At 43.4% G+C, this 19,893-nt stretch carries 22 protein-coding genes; 18 read left to right on the top strand and 4 right to left on the bottom strand.

What is annotated here, in order from left to right; translation table 11 throughout:
• Positions 1-41 precede the first annotated feature (41 nt).
• Complete coding sequence (locus tag R2B72_RS16410; protein WP_318617872.1) at positions 42-716, bottom strand: universal stress protein; 675 nt, start codon at positions 714-716, stop codon at positions 42-44.
• Positions 717-1,045: 329 nt separating this feature from the next.
• On the opposite strand from R2B72_RS16410, the gene R2B72_RS16415 reads away from it, so the two are divergent.
• From R2B72_RS16415 to R2B72_RS16455, 9 genes are all read left to right on the top strand, one after another.
• Positions 1,046-3,445, top strand: coding sequence for a Na+/H+ antiporter subunit A (locus R2B72_RS16415; RefSeq protein ID WP_318617874.1), 2,400 nt, complete (start codon positions 1,046-1,048; stop codon positions 3,443-3,445).
• Positions 3,432-3,854, top strand: a complete 423-nt coding sequence (locus R2B72_RS16420; RefSeq protein ID WP_318617875.1) for a Na(+)/H(+) antiporter subunit B — start codon at positions 3,432-3,434, stop codon at positions 3,852-3,854. The genes R2B72_RS16415 and R2B72_RS16420 overlap by 14 nt, the downstream gene beginning before the upstream one ends.
• Before the next feature lie 3 nt (positions 3,855-3,857).
• Positions 3,858-4,196 (top strand): Na(+)/H(+) antiporter subunit C, encoded by a 339-nt coding sequence (locus R2B72_RS16425; RefSeq protein WP_318617876.1) that lies wholly within the window; start codon positions 3,858-3,860, stop codon positions 4,194-4,196.
• On the top strand, positions 4,189-5,667 hold the full coding sequence (locus tag R2B72_RS16430) for a Na+/H+ antiporter subunit D (protein ID WP_318617877.1): 1,479 nt from the start codon (positions 4,189-4,191) through the stop codon (positions 5,665-5,667). The genes R2B72_RS16425 and R2B72_RS16430 overlap by 8 nt, the downstream gene beginning before the upstream one ends.
• Positions 5,668-5,689: 22 nt before the next feature.
• Entirely contained in the window at positions 5,690-6,172 is a 483-nt protein-coding gene (locus tag R2B72_RS16435) for a Na+/H+ antiporter subunit E (RefSeq protein ID WP_318617878.1), read from the top strand.
• Complete coding sequence (locus R2B72_RS16440) at positions 6,172-6,456, top strand: Na(+)/H(+) antiporter subunit F1 (RefSeq protein WP_318617880.1); 285 nt, start codon at positions 6,172-6,174, stop codon at positions 6,454-6,456. Before R2B72_RS16435 ends, R2B72_RS16440 begins: the two co-directional genes overlap by 1 nt.
• Positions 6,434-6,814 (top strand): Na+/H+ antiporter subunit G, encoded by a 381-nt coding sequence (locus tag R2B72_RS16445; RefSeq protein WP_318617882.1) that lies wholly within the window; start codon positions 6,434-6,436, stop codon positions 6,812-6,814. The genes R2B72_RS16440 and R2B72_RS16445 overlap by 23 nt, the downstream gene beginning before the upstream one ends.
• A 252-nt stretch (positions 6,815-7,066) precedes the next feature.
• Positions 7,067-9,448, top strand: a complete 2,382-nt coding sequence (locus R2B72_RS16450; RefSeq protein WP_318617884.1) for a penicillin acylase family protein — start codon at positions 7,067-7,069, stop codon at positions 9,446-9,448.
• 69 nt (positions 9,449-9,517) lie between these two features.
• The gene (locus tag R2B72_RS16455; RefSeq protein WP_318617885.1) at positions 9,518-9,661 is read left to right on the top strand and encodes a hypothetical protein; all 144 of its coding nucleotides are present in this window, start codon (positions 9,518-9,520) and stop codon (positions 9,659-9,661) included.
• A gap of 24 nt (positions 9,662-9,685) precedes the next feature.
• On the opposite strand, the gene R2B72_RS16460 is transcribed toward R2B72_RS16455, so the two are convergent.
• Together R2B72_RS16460 and R2B72_RS16465 are read right to left on the bottom strand one after the other, a co-directional pair.
• Positions 9,686-10,696, bottom strand: a complete 1,011-nt coding sequence (locus tag R2B72_RS16460) for a P1 family peptidase (protein ID WP_318617886.1) — start codon at positions 10,694-10,696, stop codon at positions 9,686-9,688.
• A 12-nt stretch (positions 10,697-10,708) separates the two neighbouring features.
• Positions 10,709-11,128 (bottom strand): universal stress protein, encoded by a 420-nt coding sequence (locus tag R2B72_RS16465; RefSeq protein WP_318617887.1) that lies wholly within the window; start codon positions 11,126-11,128, stop codon positions 10,709-10,711.
• A 186-nt stretch (positions 11,129-11,314) separates the two neighbouring features.
• On the opposite strand from R2B72_RS16465, the gene R2B72_RS16470 reads away from it, so the two are divergent.
• From R2B72_RS16470 to R2B72_RS16505, 8 genes are all read left to right on the top strand, one after another.
• Complete coding sequence (locus R2B72_RS16470) at positions 11,315-11,680, top strand: metalloregulator ArsR/SmtB family transcription factor (RefSeq protein ID WP_318617889.1); 366 nt, start codon at positions 11,315-11,317, stop codon at positions 11,678-11,680.
• A complete protein-coding gene (locus R2B72_RS16475; protein WP_318617891.1) occupies positions 11,667-13,775 on the top strand; it encodes a heavy metal translocating P-type ATPase in 2,109 nt (702 codons plus the stop codon). The genes R2B72_RS16470 and R2B72_RS16475 overlap by 14 nt, the downstream gene beginning before the upstream one ends.
• Before the next feature lie 28 nt (positions 13,776-13,803).
• Positions 13,804-14,916: a GNAT family N-acetyltransferase gene (locus tag R2B72_RS16480; RefSeq protein WP_318617893.1), complete on the top strand. Its 1,113-nt coding sequence runs from the start codon at positions 13,804-13,806 to the stop codon at positions 14,914-14,916.
• 140 nt (positions 14,917-15,056) lie between these two features.
• Positions 15,057-15,482 carry a transcriptional regulator MntR gene (mntR, locus tag R2B72_RS16485; RefSeq protein ID WP_318617894.1) on the top strand — a complete coding sequence of 142 codons (426 nt, stop codon included), beginning with the start codon at positions 15,057-15,059 and terminating at the stop codon, positions 15,480-15,482.
• Positions 15,482-16,339 (top strand): S1 RNA-binding domain-containing protein, encoded by an 858-nt coding sequence (locus R2B72_RS16490; RefSeq protein WP_318617895.1) that lies wholly within the window; start codon positions 15,482-15,484, stop codon positions 16,337-16,339. The genes mntR and R2B72_RS16490 overlap by 1 nt, the downstream gene beginning before the upstream one ends.
• A 77-nt stretch (positions 16,340-16,416) precedes the next feature.
• Positions 16,417-17,283: a DUF1002 domain-containing protein gene (locus tag R2B72_RS16495; protein ID WP_412177872.1), complete on the top strand. Its 867-nt coding sequence runs from the start codon at positions 16,417-16,419 to the stop codon at positions 17,281-17,283.
• A gap of 45 nt (positions 17,284-17,328) precedes the next feature.
• Positions 17,329-17,610, top strand: a complete 282-nt coding sequence (locus tag R2B72_RS16500) for a GNAT family N-acetyltransferase (protein ID WP_318617896.1) — start codon at positions 17,329-17,331, stop codon at positions 17,608-17,610.
• A gap of 486 nt (positions 17,611-18,096) precedes the next feature.
• Entirely contained in the window at positions 18,097-18,567 is a 471-nt protein-coding gene (locus R2B72_RS16505) for a DUF4064 domain-containing protein (protein WP_318617897.1), read from the top strand.
• Between the two features lie 47 nt (positions 18,568-18,614).
• Here R2B72_RS16505 and R2B72_RS16510 read toward each other — a convergent pair whose 3' ends face one another.
• The gene (locus R2B72_RS16510; protein WP_318617898.1) at positions 18,615-19,109 is read right to left on the bottom strand and encodes a GNAT family N-acetyltransferase; all 495 of its coding nucleotides are present in this window, start codon (positions 19,107-19,109) and stop codon (positions 18,615-18,617) included.
• A 188-nt stretch (positions 19,110-19,297) separates the two neighbouring features.
• Between R2B72_RS16510 and R2B72_RS16515 the strand changes: the two genes are divergently transcribed.
• Positions 19,298-19,639, top strand: a complete 342-nt coding sequence (locus tag R2B72_RS16515) for a hypothetical protein (protein ID WP_318617899.1) — start codon at positions 19,298-19,300, stop codon at positions 19,637-19,639.
• Positions 19,640-19,893 lie beyond the last annotated feature (254 nt).

Raw genomic sequence — 19,893 nt, forward strand, 5'->3', positions numbered from 1 at the left:
AAAAGCGGAAAGTCCTTGGTTTGTGGACTTTCCGCTTTTCTTTATTGTTTAACCTTACAGGTAAACAGTGAAGGATCGGTCACTTGATCATCTGTAATATGCACTTGGCACATTTTGTGATTGCTCATGAATTTGAATAAGCCATTATTGAAGTCAGTCCCGATTTCCTTGAAGAAGATTCCTTCAAAGCGAGCCTCTTTTGATAAGGTGAAACAGATTCGGAAGCTGTCGCCATCTTCCATTAAATAAGCGCGCACACCTTTTTCAAACATGCCATCAATCTCATCTTTGATGGCGCGATCAACAGAAACGACGTGGAAATCAACGAACGTAATTTCACGTAACAGGACGTTCATGAACGAACCTTTAGTGATTTCTTCCCATCGGCTTTGAGCAGTCTGCCCGATAATAATTTGGGTAATGTTGTGTTGATGTGCGACTTCTTTAATAACTTTGGCGGAAGGACGCTTTTCGTTATCGCGAATTATAAACTCCTCAACGTCAAGCTCTTCAGCAAGTTCTTTCCAGCGCTCAATGTAATCAGATTTCTCCGCATCAAACTCATCATATGGAAGTGGGTCGACCGTTAATATATACAGTGGACAGTCCATGATTGTCGCCATTTTATGTCCGCGTCTAATGAGACGTTCACCATTTGGACCGTAGTAGACACAAACGAGAATACTCTCGTCCATACGACCTTTTACTTTGCCCATGCCGGTAGTTCACCTCTTAAATGTTTTTGTGTAAAAAACTACGTTTATCTTACTTGGATAAGTGTTGATTGAAAACCAAATTAGTATATATGAAAAAGCTAGTCTTGACAAGATGTCTGCGAGTGAAATTGTTACAAAGTGCGAAGTGTTTCATTTTAGTGTATAATTTACTGTATAAACGTATTAAAATCCCCCTAAAAATGGGTATCTTTAGCTACCTATTATGCCGCCTGTCTAGATGTGCGTCAAGTTTGCCCTCACATAAAAAAGACCTTGTAACAATAGATTTGTATGTCATTCACTATGTTCTAGTATTGGAGGTTGTATTTTTGACGATAACAATAGCGATTCTAATCCCATTTTTGGCCGCAGTCCTCGTTCCATTTGTTTATAAAAGGATGCCGAGTCGAAATATTGGGTGGTTTGTCCTGTTTGTTCCCCTTGCATTATTCATCGTTCTTGCCCGTTTTACCCCTGCTGTTGCTGGTGGCGAAACCTATATACATACAATTAAGTGGATTGATTCTGCTGGTATCAATTTCACCACTTATCTTGATGGTCTAAGCATGATTTTTGGACTTCTTATTACGGGAGTGGGGAGTCTTGTCATCCTTTACTCTATATATTATTTATCTGAACGAGAAGCGTTAGGGCGTTTTTACGTTTATCTTCTTATGTTCATGGGCTCAATGCTCGGGGTTGTTTTTTCGGATAACTTGATGGTGCTGTACGTTTTCTGGGAATTAACAAGTATTTCTTCATTTTTGTTAATCGCATTTTGGTACCATCGAAAAAAGTCTCGCTACGGGGCGCAAAAGTCGATGCTCATTACGGTATCGGGCGGAGTGGCGATGCTTGCAGGTTTTATCATGCTGCATACGTTGACAGGTTCGTTTAGTATCCGGGAGATTATCGCCTCGATTGGTCAGTATACCAATGACAGTTTGTTCTTACTAGCCATGCTACTCGTTTTACTTGGGGCATTTACAAAATCAGCACAGTTTCCTTTCCATATTTGGCTGCCGGATGCGATGGAAGCACCGACACCAGTGAGTGCTTATTTACATTCAGCGACAATGGTCAAGGCAGGGATTTACCTTGTTGCACGTTTTACGCCCGTATTCGGAGGGGAAGCAGTTTGGTTTTATACCGTTAGTTGTGTGGGGATTTTTACGTTATTCTGGGGTTCATTCAACGCCGTACAGCAAACAGATCTAAAGGCGTTGCTTGCTTATTCGACAATCAGTCAATTAGGTTTGATTATGAGCCTCTTTGGTCTTGGTTCTGCGGCCCTTAACGAAGGATATAGTGCGGATTCGGTTATTTATACGCAGGCGACGTTTGCCGCGCTGTTCCATCTTATTAACCACTCTACATTTAAAGGTGCTTTGTTCATGGTGGTCGGTATTGTCGACCATGAGCTAGGGACACGTGATATTCGAAGGCTTGGTGGGTTGATGTCCTTCATGCCAGTGACGTTTACCATTGCGCTTATCGGAAGCTTTTCAATGGCTGGTTTACCGCCGTTCAACGGTTTTCTAAGTAAGGAAATGTTTTTTGAAACGGTGTTGAATGCCAGACATCTCGATATTTTTGCAATGGGGACGTGGGGAACTTTATTTCCAGTCGTTGCGTGGATTGCAAGCATATTGACGTTTGTCTATAGCATGATTATTGTTTTTAAGACCTTCCTTGGCCAGCATCAGCCAGCTCGGTTAGATAAAGTGCCACATGAAGCGCCAGTGGGGATGCTAATTGCGCCTTCAATTCTTGCTATTTTGGTTATTGGGATTTTCTTTTTCCCTAACCTCATTGGCAATAATATATTACGTCCAGCGATGGCTGCGGTCTATCCGCCGTTTGAAGGTGCAGAAGGTTTAGTTCCGCATATCTCTGCTTGGCACGGTTTTAATATGCCTTTACTAATGACGATTGGTGTTGTCATTGTAGGAAGTTTGCTTTATTTGTTCCTCCGGTATTGGCGAAGTGTTTATACGATTGCGCCGTTAAGTTGGAGTCTCGATAGCCTTTATAATGGCATGTTAGTGCAGACGGAAAAAGGTTCGACTTTCCTAACACGCTTTTATATGACTGGCTATTTGAGGGATTATCTCGTTTATATTTTCGCATTTTTCATCTTGGCTGTTGGCGGAAGCATGTTGTTAACAGGTACGTATTTGTTTGATGTATCAGGTGATGCACCGATTATGATTGATGAATATATAATTGTATTTGTCATGATGGGGGCTGGAATTGCTATTATTTTTGCCAAATCCCGTATGACAGCGATTATTTTGAATGGGGTTCTTGGTTACTCCATCGCGATTTTCTTTGTCGTATTCCGTGCGCCAGATTTGGCGCTGACACAAATTATCGTAGAGACGGTCACGACGGCATTATTTCTTCTTTGCTTCCGCTTTTTACCTGAATGGCAGAAGGAGAGGTCAACCCGACCTTCAAAAGTTATGAATGCCATCATTGCGATTTCAGTTGGGACAATTGTCACTGTTCTTGCCTTAGCGGTGCAAGGGAATAAGATGTTTGAATCTATTTCCGTTTATTTTGAAGATGCTTATGAGTTGGCGGGTGGGAAAAATATTGTCAATACGATACTAGGCGACTTCCGTGCATTCGATACGATGCTTGAGGTTGTTGTGCTTTTCATCGCCGGTATTGGTGTGTTTGCGCTCATTAAATTGAAGGGAGGGAAGGACGTTGAAGATCAATGATGTCATTTTAGAAACGGTGACAAAGATTGTTGTATTCATCATTTTGACATTCGGGGTGGAGCTGTTCTTATCGGGACATAACAATCCCGGGGGTGGTTTTATCGGCGGTCTTGTCCTTTCTTCTGCATTTGTTTTGCTTTATTTAGTTTATGATATTGAAACAGTTCAAAAAGGAATTCCATTTGATTATAAAAAGATTGCTGCGTTCGGCGTGTTGCTAGCAGTTGGTACGGGCGTCGGGGCAGTTGTGTTTGGGGCACATTTTTTGACGCAGACGTTTAGCCACTTCAATTTACCAGTGTTTGGAGACACAGAGCTATCAACGGTTATTTTGTTTGAAGCAGGAGTCGCAATGACTGTTGTCGGTGTTGTGGTTACCATTATTTTAAGTATTAGTGAGGATGTGTAGCAGATGGAAACGTTAATAACGATACTTGTTGGAGTGCTGGTAACCGTTGCGGTCTATTTGCTGCTATCACGTAACTTGATTCGGGTCATTTTGGGAACGGCTATCTTATCTCACGCAGTCCATTTGCTATTGATGACGATGGGTGGCTTGAAGAAAGGCAGTGTGCCGTTGCTCGGAGAAAATGCCGGAAACTATACGGATGCTTTACCGCAGGCGTTGATTTTAACGGCGATTGTTATTAGTTTTGCCGTCACTTCATTTTTGCTTGTGCTAGCGTATCGTACATATAAGGAAACCGGGTCAGACGATCTCAGTGCACTGAGAGGTATCGACGATGAATAATATGATTGTAATGCCAATGATAATCCCGATAGTAACGGGGATTTTCCTTATTTTTCTCAGACCTTATGTGAAGGCTCAACGTGTTTTGAGTATCGTGTCTATCTTTGCGACTATAGGAATAAGTGTTTATGTGTTGAATCGCATTCAGATAGACGGTATATTACGCCTGGATTTCGGGGGCTGGTTACCGCCTTATGGCATTCTGTTTGTCGCAGATTCATTTGCCATGTTGCTTGTTGTCACGACGGCGATTGTGACGGGTATTTTATTGTTTTACGCATTTTCTTCAGTGAGTAAAGCATTTGAAAATATGTTTTTCTATCCATTTGTCTTTTTCCTCCTTGCAGGCGTTAATGGCTCATTTTTAACGGGAGACTTATTTAACTTATTCGTTTGCTTTGAAGTGATGCTGCTATCCTCTTATGTGCTCATTACGCTTGGCGGACGCAAGGTTCAACTTGTTGAATCAATTAAATACGTATCAATTAACGTGCTATCTTCATGGTTTTTCCTAGTGGCGATTGCGTATTTATACGGTACAGTTGGCACGCTAAACATGGCGCATTTGTCGGTGCGTGTTGCAGAAGTAGGACAAGGATCGCTATTGACCGTGATTAGTATAATCTTTTTAATCGTCTTTAGTTTGAAGGCGGGTCTGTTGCTTTATTTCTGGCTACCGGGTTCGTATAGTGTACCGCCGACTGTCGTTGCGGCATTATTTGGTGCCTTACTGACAAAGGTTGGTATTTATGCGATGTTCCGCATGTTCACACTTATTTTTTATCATGAGCCAGGGATTACTCATAAGATGATTGGTGTGATGGCGGCCGTGACGATGATTGGCGGTTGTATTGGGGCGATTGCCCATAATGATGTCCGGCAAATTGTGTCGTACAACGTGGTGATCGCGGTTGGGTTTATCCTAGTAGGGCTTGCGGTTTCGACGGAAGTGGCGATTCAGGGGTCCATCTATTATTTACTTCATGACATGATTATTAAAGCTTTGTTATTCTTACTTGCTGGAACAATGATTTATTTAACGGGCACTGCGAGAATTGAACAAATGAGTGGGCTCATTCGCAACTATCCGATATTGGGCTGGCTGTTTTTCATCACGATGCTATCACTTGCGGGAATTCCGCCATTGAGTGGGTTCATAGGTAAAGTGTATGTTGGCCAGGGAGCGATTGAAGCTGGCGCGTTTGGATTGCTTGCTATTGCGTTCATTTCTAGTATTTTTGTCTTGTACTCACTATTACGGATCTTTATGAACTGTTTTTGGGGCGAGACGATTATTAATGAAGATGATGATGTGCCGTTGAAAAAAGGCATTCTTATTCCATGTGTATTGTTTGGCATTTTGACGATTGCACTTGGACTAGGGGCGGAGGGGATCGCTGTATATGTCAGTGATGCAGCCCATACGCTGATGAATCCAGAAATCTATATCAAGGCTGTTCTACAGAATTGATAGAAAGAAGAGGTGAGGGATGATGCCAGCCCAGTTGTTACTGAACTTATTCATCGCTTTTTTATGGATGACGTTGATGGATGAAGATGAATTACGCTTTACGACTTTTTTTGCTGGTTTCCTTGTTGGAATTGGCATCATCTTTTTTATGCACCGATTTTTGGGCACCCAATTTTACTTGCGAAGGCTGTATTCGACAATTAAATTGATTTTCATTTTTATATCCGAGTTGACGCAATCTAGTATTATCGTGTTAAAACAGATTTTAAGTCCAAGGTTGAAGATTAAACCGGGGATATTTAAATATGAAACGGTGCTAAAGAGTGATGTGGAAGTGACGATGCTTTCTCTGCTGTTAACGTTGACACCAGGATCGGTCGTGATGGAAGTGTCGCCTGAAGGCAATGTCCTCTACATTCATGCGATGGATGTTGAGCAGTCGAAGGATGCACTGTTGAGTCAGTTGGGGAATTTTGAAAAAGCGATTATGGAGGTGACCCGCTGATGATTGAAACGATGCTGACGATTTCACTGGTTTTATTTGCAACGACGATTGCGATCGCTGTCATTCGAATTATCCTTGGACCATCTATGCCGGATCGGGTTATTGCACTTGATATGATTGGTGTAAATCTGATTGCAATCATTGCAGTTGTATCAATTATATTGAAAACGAAAGCTTTTTTAGAAGTTATTTTGATATTAGGTATTCTGTCGTTTATCGGTACGATTGCCTTCTCCAAATTTATCGAGAGGGGGGTTATCGTTGAACGTAAACGACATCGGTGAGTTTATAGGCGCGCTGCTTATTTTGACAGGCGGGATTGCGAGTGTTATTAGTGTATTCGGGTTAATTCGCCTGCCGGACGTGTATACGAGATCCCATGCAGCGACGAAAAGCTCAACGTTGGCTGTGTTGCTGACGTTGTCTGGAACCTTTTTGTACTTTTGGTTTAGCGAACAATTTATCAGTGTCCGTGTGTTGCTCGGAATTGTCTTCGTATTTTTGACAGCCCCTGTTGCGGGACATTTGATCATTCGCGCGGCGTATCGCTCAAAGGTGAAGCTGGCGGATATTTCGGTGGCGGATGAATTGTATGAAGTGTTGCATAAGGAACAACTAGAAAAGGACGGGACTGGCCAATGATGGCTAGCTCGTCCTTTTTTGATGGAATTTATGAGCGTTGTCTAGTTTGGATGAAACGTCATCAGGTTTACTGGAAACGTTGTTAGGTTGCAAGAACGTTGTTTAGTTTGAGTGAAACATTGTTAGGTTTCGGGTAAATGTTGTCTAGTTTGCTAGAAATGCTGTTTTCCTTCCGGGGGTATTGAAGAAAGAAGGTATACTACCGGAATAATAGAATATTATATTAATAGAAAGAGTAAGAGGGGTGTATGAATGGCTAGGCAAGGCAAGCGGATGGCGAAATGGTGGAAGGTGCTACTGTCTGTGTTTGGGGCATTGGCGATATTGGCGATTGTCGCACTTATTGTTGTCAATACTTATATAGGCAAATCTAAACCAGTTATTGAGGGAGAAATCATTGCGGCATTCCTAGAGAAGAATGTCATCGTCGAGCGGGATTCGTTTGGGGTACCGCATATTACGGCAGAGTCGGATGCGGATTTGTATCGAGCGCAAGGCTACGTACAGGCACAGGATCGTTTATTCCAAATGGATATGGCACGTAGGCAGGCGAGCGGTCGATTATCGGAAGTAGTTGGAGAAGCTTCGGTAAGAACAGATAAGAAGTTTCGTACCTTCAGTTTACGTGCAGCCGCAGAGGCATCCTATGATGGCTATGGGGAAGAAGCGAAGAAGGTGCTTGGTTGGTATACGGAAGGGGTCAATGCCTTTATCGAAAAGGCGCAGTGGGATGACAAACTGCCGTATGAGTTCAAGATTCTTGGGTATCAGCCAGAACTGTGGACTCCGATTGATTCGTTAACGATTGGGAAGTTCATGGCGTATGACCTTGGAGGGAACTGGGATAGCTTGGCGGTTCGCCACTGGGCGTTGAATAATTTCCCGGAAGATAAGGCGAGGGAGTTATTTATTGCGTATCCTGACAATGCACCATCGATTATCGATGCGAATATTGCCAATCCAGTTACGGTAGCCGGGCGATTTGACCCGGATCTTCAGCCGCCGGAATTCAATGGCAGTAATAACTGGGTCGTGTCTGGTGATAAAACAGCATCGGGCTTGCCGTTGTTAGCGGATGATCCGCATCTTGGGCTTGATACGCCGTCGATTTGGTATCAGATGCATTTGAAGTCACCAGAGCAAAATGTTGGCGGCGTTATTTTTGCAGGTGTTCCGGGGATTATCCTTGGACATAACGAAGATGTTGCATGGGGCGTGACCAATGTGGGGCCTGATGTGCAGGATCTATATATTGAAATACCGAATCCGAATGATCAGACACAGTTTTTATATGACGGGCAGTGGGAGCAGGCCGAAGTGCGAGATGAAACAATCTCGGTGAAAGACGGGGAAGATATACTGTTTGAAGTGGTCGTCACAAGACATGGCCCGATAATTTCAGATATTTTGTATAAGGAAGAAGATCCGGGTGCGCTGTTTTCTATGCAGTGGACAGCGTTGGAACCGACAAAAGAATTGGAAGCCATTATGAATATGAACAAGGCAACGAACTGGGAAGGATTTGAAAAAGCGTTAGAAGATTTCAATGCGCCTGCACAAAACTTTGTCTTTGCGGCGAAGGATGGCACAATCGCCTATAAAGCGAATGGTCGTATTCCGATTCGGAAAAAGGGGGATGCGCAGTTGCCGGTTCCTGGAGATTCGTCGGACTACGGCTGGACTGGTTATGTGCCGTATGACGAATTGCCGCGTGTCGTTAATCCGAAAGAAGGGTTTATTGCGACAGCGAATAATGAGGTCATTGATGATTCCTATCCTTATCACATCACAAAGAAGTGGGCACAGTCATATCGCTATGAACGGATAGCGGAAGTGTTGCGAGCGGGGGACGACTTTACGCCAGAAGATATGATGAAGTTGCAGATGGATCAGAAAAACTTATATGCACGTGAATTCTTAGGTGATCTGCTAGGTTCGATTGAAGCGGAGGATAGTGAAGGGAAGTATAAGGAGATTGTAGAAGTGCTTCGTGAGTGGAATCAAGTCGATGCTACCGATGCAGCGGCTCCGCTTATATTCCACAAACTAATGACACAATTACCGATTGTGATGTTTAGTGAAGAAATGCCAGAAGACGTCTATAAGCTGTTGCCAGGGAAAGGTTCGATTGTGGATATGCTACTGCGCGCCGCTTATGCAGGTGAATCTGGGGTGTGGGTAGAACAGTATGGCGGTGTCGATAAATGGGTGTTCGATTCATTTGAACAGTCTGTGGGGGATATTGAGGAGCAGTTTGGCAAGAAAGTAGCGAGCTGGAAGTGGGGAGATTTCCATCAGGTGACGTTTCCACATGCGCTATCAGGGGCTTCGCCAATTCTTGAATACTTCTTGAATCCAAAGAAACAAGCGATTGGCGGATCGAATGTTACGGTCCAAGCGGCTGCCTTTAAAGAAGATGGAACAGTAGATCACGGTGCGCCTTGGCGCTTTGTGGCGGATCTAGCTGATTTGTCGAAAACGTATCATGTCTTGGGGCCGGGTCAAAGTGGGCATATGAAATCGAAATGGTTCCATAACCAAGCGGATGATTGGGTGCAAGGCAATTACCATGAAACTGTTTTGCAGGGAGACATTAAGGATGGCTCCATATTGACGTTGAAAGCGGAAAAATAGAGCTTCGCTAATTTGATAAGTCAAAGGTCCTAAAATGACGATAACTCTGCCCAATTGATCGATAACTTTGTGGAACTGATCGATAACTCCGCTCGATTGATTGATAAAGACTTCGAACTGACCGATAACTTCTTGCAATTTATCGATAACTTCCCTGTGGCGCTTGTCGAGGGGAATAAAACAGGGGCTGTCCAAAAAGTTAGTGAAAACTGACTTTCTGGATAGCCCTATTTCACTTTAAAAAGCCCACTTTTCCACAACTCGCCCCTGTCGTCCTTTAGTCGTCTCCGCATGGATCATCGACTGATAAACCGCTTCCTCTGTCGCCTCAATGACGCCTTGGAACAAATCATTCATGACGGGATGATCGTCCCGTAATAACTCGTATGTCATCGTCATGCTTTCACTTGTATGAGAAATCGTGAAGCCATTTGAAAATGCAATGATAATGTCACCGCTACCGTTATGAATATGTGTCCCTGTTCGCCCGAGTCCAACGGCTGCTCGTTTGGCCAAGCGCTTTAACTGCCGTTCATTGACGGGAGCATCTGTTGCAACAACAATGATAACCGAGCCATCTGGCTTATGATCATCCGCTTCAGATTGCGGAAGAATATCTGCGTTCTGCCCAAGCCAGTCCGCGATTTTACACTCTTCTACCTTGCCGAAATTCGTCAATGTCAACACGCCAACCGTATAATTTTCCTCGTCTCTTTGAACAATCCTCGATGATGAACCAATGCCGCCTTTCATCCCATAACAGATCATCCCTTTGCCAGCACCGACGGCCCCTTGCGCAAACGGTCCAACGTCAGCATTTTGGATGGCTTCGATAGCGTGATGAGGCTTCACTTTCATCAACCGCATGGAATTCAAGTAACTATCATTGCATTCGCCAACGACGACATTCAATGAGCTTGTCGAATCGCCAATCGAGCGATTTTCATCGAGCATATAGGCTAACGTACCTTCCAACACAGCCCCAACGCTAAACGTATTCGTCAGCATAATAGGGGACTCCATCACACCAAGCTCTTCGATTTGAATTAACCCCGCAGTCTTGCCAAAGCCATTCAACACAAAACTTGCTGCCGGCACTTTCTGTTCAAATATATTGCCACTATGCGGCAAAATAGCAGTGACGCCTGTGCATGCATAATCACCATCAGGCAATGGCTCATCGAGTGTTACATGCCCGACTTTTACGCCGGGCACATCTGTAATCGTATTCCATTTTCCGTGCTTCAATTTCAACATCTCCTATTTAACAATCAATACCGGCGCTGTCACGCGCTTTGCAACTTTATGACTAACACTGCCGAGCACCATTTCTTGAAATGAATTTAGGCCCCGACTGCCGACAATGACGAGATCGAAATCGTTGCTATTGGCAAAAATGACAATTGTCGGTCCTGGTTCTCCGTGCTTAATAATGAGTTCATAAGTGACATTCCGCTGTGCAAAAGCTTCTTCAATAGGGACCAATTTATTTTTACGATCGATATGAAGGTCATCGCTTTTTGCATTGTAGAGCACGTCCGAACGTGTCCGATCATATTCGAGGATGTAAAGCACATTAACGACCGCCCCAGGAGTGAGAGAAGCAAGATAGGCGGCATGTTCCGCTGCTCGTCTGGAATTAGCTGATCCATCGACTGCCACAAGTATTTTCTTATACATTGACATTCCTCCTCGCTTAACTATATGGGGGGGCATTGTAAAATATTCTGCATTATATTGGCGAAAACCTTCTTTATGACCATAACTTTGTAGAACATTCAAATACCCATTTGATTAGCCTTGAAACTTTTTAAAAATTCTCATATACTATATACAATCAAACAAACATTTGAATGAGGTGTAAATATGATAAAAGAAATATGTGAAGTGACGGTTGTGCACGAAGAAGTCGTTGAACGAGTACAGCAAGCATTACCTGATATGTGGGCAGCCGCCCAGCTATTCAAAGCGCTTGCGGATGAAACAAGATTAAAAATCGCCTATTCACTAACACTAGAAGAGGAAATGTGCGTCTGCGATGTTGCCGCAGTTATTGGCTCCTCTGTTGCAACTGCTTCGCATCATTTACGCTACTTGCGTGAAAATGCACTCGCGAAATCACAGCGCAAAGGAAAAATGGTCTATTATTCACTCGCTGATGATCATATCCATCAATTGGTGAAAGTGGCATACGAACATACGACGGAAGGTGATGGCCATGGCGACAGTTGAAAAAATAGAATATCGACTAGAGAATTTGACATGTGCTAGCTGTGCGATGAAATTTGAAAATAACGTCAAAAAGCTACCTGCTGTGGAGGAGGCACAAGTGAATTTTGGTGCATCTAAATTGTCATTTAGTGGCAGTGCGACGATTGAAGAGTTGGATGCAGCTGGTGCTTTTGACGGCATTAAAGTAGTTCCGCTTCAAACGAAGCGAGTTGAGGCTAAAATACCTTTTTTGAAGCGCAAAGAAAACATCGTGACGATCTTATCGTTGCTGTTTTTAACAGCAGGAATGTTTGTGTCATTCCGCTATGCTGAAACACATCCTCTCGCCATTAGCCTTTTTGCAATAGCGATTGTGGTAGGTGGAACAGGCATATTTAAAACAGGACTTAAAAATCTTGTTCGCTTCGAGTTTGATATGAAAACATTGATGACGATTGCCATCATTGGGGCGGCCATCATCGGTGAATGGCGTGAAGGTGCAGTTGTTGTCTTCCTCTTCGCAGTGAGTGAGGCACTGGAAGCTTATTCGATGAATAAAGCGCGTCAGTCTATTCGCCAGCTGATGGATATTGCACCGCCTACAGCTATCGTGAAACGCGGAGCACAATTGATTGAGCTACCAACTGAAGACATTGTCATCGGCGATATTTTAATCATTAAACCGGGTCAGAAAATTGCTATGGACGGTAGGGTTCTAACAGGTTCTTCTACAGTCAATCAAGCAGCGATTACAGGTGAGTCTGTGCCAGTCCTCAAGACTGCCGATGATGAAGTGTTTGCAGGCACGATGAATGAGGAAGGCGCGTTAGAAGTGACAGTGACAAAGCTTGTCGGCGATACAACGATTGCCAAAATTATTCACCTCGTTGAAGAGGCACAAGCGGAAAAAGCACCGTCACAGAAATTTGTTGACAAGTTTGCGAAGTATTATACGCCTGCGATTATCGTATTAGCGATTCTTATCGCAATTGTTCCGCCGTTGTTTGGTGGGGATTGGAATACATGGATCTACCAAGGTCTTGCGGTGCTCGTTGTCGGTTGTCCATGTGCACTCGTTGTGTCTACGCCAGTGGCTATTGTTACGGCGATTGGTAATGCGGCACGACAAGGGGTCTTGATTAAAGGAGGCGTCCACCTTGAAGAAACAGGACGTCTAGATGCCATTGCTTTTGATAAAACAGGTACATTGACGAAAGGCTACCCAGAAGTGACAGATTTTATCGTCAACGAAGGGGTTGAAAAAGGCCGGTTGCTCAGCTCGATTGCAGCGGTGGAGTCGATGTCCCAGCATCCATTGGCAAAAGCGATTGTTAATTACGCGCGAAATAATGGAGCGGAAACCGTCGAGGTGATAAATTTTCAATCGGTCACGGGCAAAGGTGCATATGCAGAAATCAATGGTGTGATAACTTCTATCGGTAGTATCGACTGGGCGCAGGAACTTTCTTCATTACCAGAGGCAATGTTACAACAAGCGGCATCCCTGCAACGTGAAGGTAAGTCGGTTATGGCGATTGTCACAGGCACGGCGTTTAGTGGATTACTGGCGGTAGCGGATCCGATACGCGTAGAAAGTCAAGCTGTTCTCGAAAAATTAAAAGCAATCGGCATTCGTCATACGGTGATGCTAACCGGAGATCATCAGACAACGGCACAAGCGATTGCAGACAAGTTAGGCGTTGAAGATGTACGAGCTGGGCTGATGCCAGAAGATAAATTGACGGCCATTAAACAATTAAGTGAGCAATATGGCCGTGTCGCAATGGTTGGCGACGGTATTAATGACGCACCAGCCTTAGCGGCGGCATCGATTGGTATTGCAATGGGTGGGGCAGGTACGGACGCCGCATTAGAAACAGCGGATATCGCGTTGATGGCAGACGATTTAGGAAAACTGCCATATACAATGAAATTAAGTAGAAAAACATTGCGTATTATCAAGGAAAATATTATGTTTGCATTAGGGTTAAAAATTGTAGCATTACTTCTTATCATTCCGGGATGGCTGACATTATGGATTGCCATTTTTGCGGATATGGGTGCAACGCTACTCGTCGTACTGAATTCCTTACGATTGTTGCGTATCCATAAATAATAAGTAGGCTGAGCGGAGGCAAATTCTAATGCGATTACAAGAATGGACAATGGAAGAGCAGGAGCAGCTTATCCATTTTATGACGACGAATACATGGCCTTTTCATGGTAATTCCCACCCGGCTCGCAAGCTCATCGAAAAGGCAATCGAAGAAGGTGGCTATGAATCGGATGAAGTGAAGACGTTTTGGGTGGAAAATGAAGCGATGGACAAGGTAGGCATCGTGAAAATTCACGATTTGCAAGACGAGATACCATTGTTTGATTTGCGCATTGCGGATATGTCGCGAGGGTATGGCTATGGCCCTAAAGCACTTCGACTCGTTGCAGAATATGTCTTTGGCTTGCAGGATAAGAAAATTCGACTTGAAGGTCATACGAGGCAGGATAATCTTGCGATGCGTAAAACATTTGAACGGGCAGGTTTTGTGAAAGAAGCCCATTTGCGCAATGCTTGGTTTTCGCCAAAAGAGAATTCTTATTATGATGCGGTGACTTATGGGATTACCCGGAAAGACTTTGTTGCTGGAACAACGACGCCTGTCATTTGGGAAGATGGGGAAAAGACGCGAATGGCTACAACAACAACGAGAATTCCAGATTTCACGGAGTCATTTGAATCGGAGCGGCTCATTATTCGAGCGCCTAAAATTGGTGATGCGCTGGATGTTTGGAACGCAATCGTTGACTCGTTGCCTGCGCTGCGGGAGTGGATGCCGTGGGCGCAACACCAACCGGAATTGTCTGTGACTGAAGAAAATTTGCGCAAAGCGGTTGCTGATTTTATCACCCGTCAAGATCTGCGCTTTCATCTATACAGTAAAGAAACAGGAGAATTCGTCGGTTCGTCGGGGTTACATCGCATTGATTGGTCCATTCCAAAATTCGAAATTGGTTACTGGCTGGCGACAGAATTTGAAGGTAACGGATATATAACAGAAGCCGTTAAACGAATTGAGCAGTTTGCCTTTGAACAGCTTGGAGCACGCAGGGTGGAAATTCGATGTGATGAAGAAAATGTGAAAAGTCGCAGTGTTGCAGAACGTGCGGGCTTTATCTTAGAAGGAACTTTGCGACAAGATTCTTTATCGGCTGATGGTAATGTTTTACGTAATACATGTATCTATGCGAAAATAGACTAGACAAAAGGGATGCCGACTTAAAGTCGACATCCCTTTCGTCACAATCATTTTTTTCAAGGTATAAAAGGTGTTACAATAATAGACTAAAGGAAGGATGAAGTTCAATCCTTCCCACGTGTAGGCCTCTGGAGGTGGTACGATTGGCAACACCGGGTATGGAAGATTATCTTGAACAGATTTATTTGCATATCGAAGCAAAAGGCGTTGCGCGTGTGTCGGACGTTGCGGAATCACTTGCAGTACTCCCCTCATCCGTCACGAAAATGGCGCAGCGACTTGATCGGGAGGGTTATATCGTCTACGAGCGCTATAAAGGGCTTGAATTGACGGACAAAGGGTTGAAGTTTGGTAAGAAGCTTGTGAAGCGTCATGAGCTCCTTGAGCAGTTTCTCCGCATCATTGGCGTCGATGAGGAGAATATTTATGGCGATGTTGAAGGAATTGAACACCATCTAAGCTGGAACGCGATGGATCGCATAACAGACCTCGTTGAGGCGATGGGACAGGACAAGGAATTTGTACGGAAATTACGGGTAATGGATCATAAGGAAGAGGTAGATCAATAATGGAACAACTTAAATCAGGCTATACAGCCGACTTGGACGTGTTGGAGCGGGACGGGTCACGATGGGTTTTGGACGGTAATGGCGAAGACATAATGATGAATGCTTCTGATGCGGATGACAGCATTCAAGTAGGGGATACGGTACATGTTTTCCTCTATACAAACAGACGTGGTGAGCTAACGGCGACGATGCAAATGCCGATTATGACTGCGGGGACTTATGGTTGGGCACGTGTCATTCGAGTGGATGATAAAGAAGGTGTCTATGTAGATATCGGTTCTTCTTTTGAAGTACTCGTCAATCGAAATGATATGCCAAGAGTGCGATCATTGTGGCCGAAAGTTGATGATGCGCTTTATATGACGCTTCGCATGGATTTAGGTGGCAATATTTTCGGTAGGCTAGCAACGGAAGAACGCGTACTTGAACAAATTACGGAAGCTCCTTCAACCTATCTAAATATGAATGTTAAAGCAAGAGCATATCGGTTATTGCCAGTAGGGTCATTCATGCTTAGCACCCCAGAAAATCACCGAATTTTCATCCATAATTCAGAGCAGCTGAACGAACCGCGTCTTGGTCAAGAAGTTGACGTGCGGATTATTGCTGTTCATGAAGATGGCACGTTGAACGGCTCAATGCTTCCGCGGAAAGAAGAGCGTTTAGGCGATGATGCTGAAATTATTTTACGCTATTTGAACGACATTGGAGGACGGATGCCGTTTACGGACAAATCTTCTCCAGATGAAATCAAGGAAATGTTCTCAATTAGCAAAGCATCGTTCAAACGGGCTCTCGGGAAGCTCATGAAAGAAGGCAGAATTGAGCAAAGCGATGGCTGGACGACGCTGAAATAGGGAACCTATTGTACTCTTAATCGTACTAATGGGTATAACAAGGGGGGAAGCGTGTGAAACGTTTACTGACTATGATGATGGCGGCTGTGTTTATGGTCGGCATGTTAGTGCCTGGAGTAGTACATGCAGACGACGCTGTCATCGATGAAAAGCTTGGGAAGCCCATTGTCGTATATGGTGCAAGTTTATCTGATAGTGAAAAGGAAAGTGTGAAGCTAAGTCTAGGTGTTGCGCAGGAAGCTGAAGTGGAAGAGATTTCTGTCTCCGGCAGTGATCTTGTGAAATATATTAAAGACGGTAATAGTAATGCTGGCATGTATTCGTCGGCAAAAATTACGAGACGGGATGCGGGCAAAGGGCTTGTTATCTCCATCGTCACACCAGACAATATTACACAAGTCACATCTGACATATATGCTACCGCCATGCTGACGGCGGGGATTGAAGATGCGCTTGTCGAAATTGCTGCACCAAGAAAAGTGACGGGACATTCAGCACTTGTTGGAATTTACAAAGCCTATGAAGTATCGGGTGAAACGCTCGATACGGAACGGACAGACGTTGCAAATGATGAGTTGAATCTTGCTACAAAGTTTGCACAAGAAGCTGGTGTCGACAGTGCTAAAGTATCTGAGCTGCTAACGGAAATTAAAAAACAAATTGCAGAGAAAAATCCAGCAACAAAAGAAGAAGTTGAGAAAATAGTAACGGAGCAAATGAAGAAGCTCAATATCGAGTTGAGCGCGGCGGATCGTCAATTACTCATCGATTTGATGGATCGTATTAGTAAATTGGATATCGATTTTAATAAACTATCCGAACAACTAAACGATATGGCATCCAAAATTAAAGAGAAACTTGGCGACATTGACCCTGGATTTTGGGACAGTGTGAAAAACTTCTTTGCTAGTATTATTGACTCTATTCAATCGTGGTTTAAATAAGCTGTTGCGACTAAAAATAAGATTCGAAGAAAAGGGGTAGGGAAGATGAAATTTGAATTTGTAGAACTAGGTGGGGACGCATTTGCGTTCCGTCATGAACAAGACGGAGAACTGCTAGCTGAAATTACGTGGACACTTCTCGGGGATGTAATGGTAATGGATCATACTTTTGTATCTCCTACCCTTCGTGGTCAAGGTGTCGCAAAAGTATTGCTAGACCGTGCAGCTGACTACGCGCGTGACAAGGAATTGAAAATGGAGCCCGTTTGCTCGTATGTTGTCACTGCATTTGAACGCTACAAAGACTACGATGATGTAAAAGTATAACTTGAATCAGCAGAAGTTCCTGCTGATTAGGGGAACTTAGACTAAGAACGCCGCGTCCTGCGGCAACGTCTAAGTAACCAACAAGAAAGGATGCAGTTCAATCCTTCTCCTCTGTAGGCCTCAAGCGCAATTCAAAAATTGGACGCAATTACGCCAAGGCGTAATTGATAACTATCATAAAAAGGCAATCCATCAGCTGTTACTGATTGGATTGCCTTTTATCGTAAAGCAGAAAGTACTGACTGCATGCTAATCCCTCACATTAAAGTAATGAAGTACAAAATACCTGTCAACACAGATGCGCCGGCGACAGTATACAATAAGTCAGATTGGCTAAAAATTAGCTTTTTCTCCATTTGTAACGTCCCCTTTCTTTTCAGTTGTAGATGTTGCATACCCATTGCATACCCTATTTCAAAAAAAATGAAACCTATGCTACCAAATAACGTATACTCATATATAGAATAAAAGAAAGAGGTGCATGGCATGAAACGAACAGCAGAAAAGTCTTTAGCCATTATTAGTGCAGTACTATCAACAATAGGCATTATGATAGGTGTCGCTTTGGTGTCACTTTTTAATCTTATGAAGTCAGATCCTCAATTCCAAATCGAATTTGAACAAGGAATACTTTCAGATCCTACACTAGGCCCGGAGGATCTTGAGGTATTCAATATGCTTTTTGATTTCTTCGGAGGCGCAATGTGGTTCATCATCATCGGTCTCATCATCAGCTTGGTTTTGACGATTATTGGTCTCGTGAATATCTGGAATAGTAAAAATCCGAAACTGGCTGGGACTATGTTTATCATCTCAGGTGTGTTGGCTGGATTTGTTTCCTTGCCGTCCATTCTTCTGTATATCGCGGGAATTCTATGTTTTGTAAGAAAACCAACAGAAATAGATAAAACAGCGTTTACAGAAAATCAATATGACGGAACGATGAGACCGTTATAAGGTGAAAAAAACGCATTCCTTTATCGCCAAGGAATGCGTTTTTTTTACTATATTAGAACTGGATTATGAATCGTATAGACATATTGTGCGGTTTCGACAGGATGACCTTCGAAATCCTCCTTAAAGACATCGAGTAGTTCGAAGCCTTGCTTGTCACAGAAGGCTCGTCCGCCTAGGTTTCGGCTATCCACGTAGACAAACAATTGTTGTGCATCATCCAACATGGCGAGGGCATATTTAAAAAGCTTTTCTCCGTAGCCCATGTACTGATACGAGGGTAAAATATACATCGCCGTCAATTCAGAATCACCGTCTTCATCTATTTTTGTGAAGTTGGCAAAACCAACGGGTGTCCCTTCGCATTCAGCAATGAGTACAGTTGACTTCTCCATACGTTTTAGCATCATTGCATTTGAATAGGAACGATCGATAAATTTGTTCTGAATGTCTTCGGGAATAAGATCCCTATATGTTTCGCACCAAGTAATACGAGCAATATGTTGAACGTGCGCACTATCCTTGGCTGTCATCAGTCGGATCATTGCACTGTCACCTCAGCGTTTCTTTTTGCTATTATAGCAAATACTGGGGTTGAAAACTACTATTGTAATGAAAATGATATATATGTATAAAGGGGATTAAATTACGTATTGGGCGTTTGTGAACAGTTTGAAAAGGGTATACTAGTTGTATAAGAAAGTTGAATATAGAGCTAGGAGGAATGATGAAGATGGCACGTAAACGAAATAATAGCCTATTAATTGCGACGATGGCGGCGGGTGCTTATGCCTATTTCAGCAAAAAAGAAAATCGAGATAAGGCACAAATTGCTTTCAATAATATGAAGACAAAAGTCGATTCTTACATGGGGTCACAAAAATTAAACCGTTGTCCAGAAACAAAAATTGGTCATTCGGATCCCTATGATATTCAAGATAATAAGATGGTCAGTGAAGGTGCCCAGACAAGCGTCCATTACTATAACCAGGAAGTAGAAGATAATGTAAAAATGACATCTGAAACAGATGGACTTTATCATAAAAAAGAGCAGAGCGGTTTAAGCGCGCAGTAAAAATTACGAATAAGAAGCGTTTCCTACTAAGGGAACGCTTTTTATTGTTGGAAGTATTTACAACTGAATCAATTTCATAATTACCTATTTCGATTAAAAAGGCGAACAATTATACGATTATGAATTTCAATATTCGAAAATATGATGTTCCACTTTCGTTGATTGGAGCGTAAGGCGGCGACTCCTGCGGGAACAGCACGGGCTGAAGACCCTTGGTGGAAGGCAGTCTAAAGACGCCGCGTCCTGCGGCAACG

Source organism: Sporosarcina sp. YIM B06819 (assembly GCF_033485175.1).
GTDB lineage: Bacteria > Bacillota > Bacilli > Bacillales_A > Planococcaceae > Sporosarcina.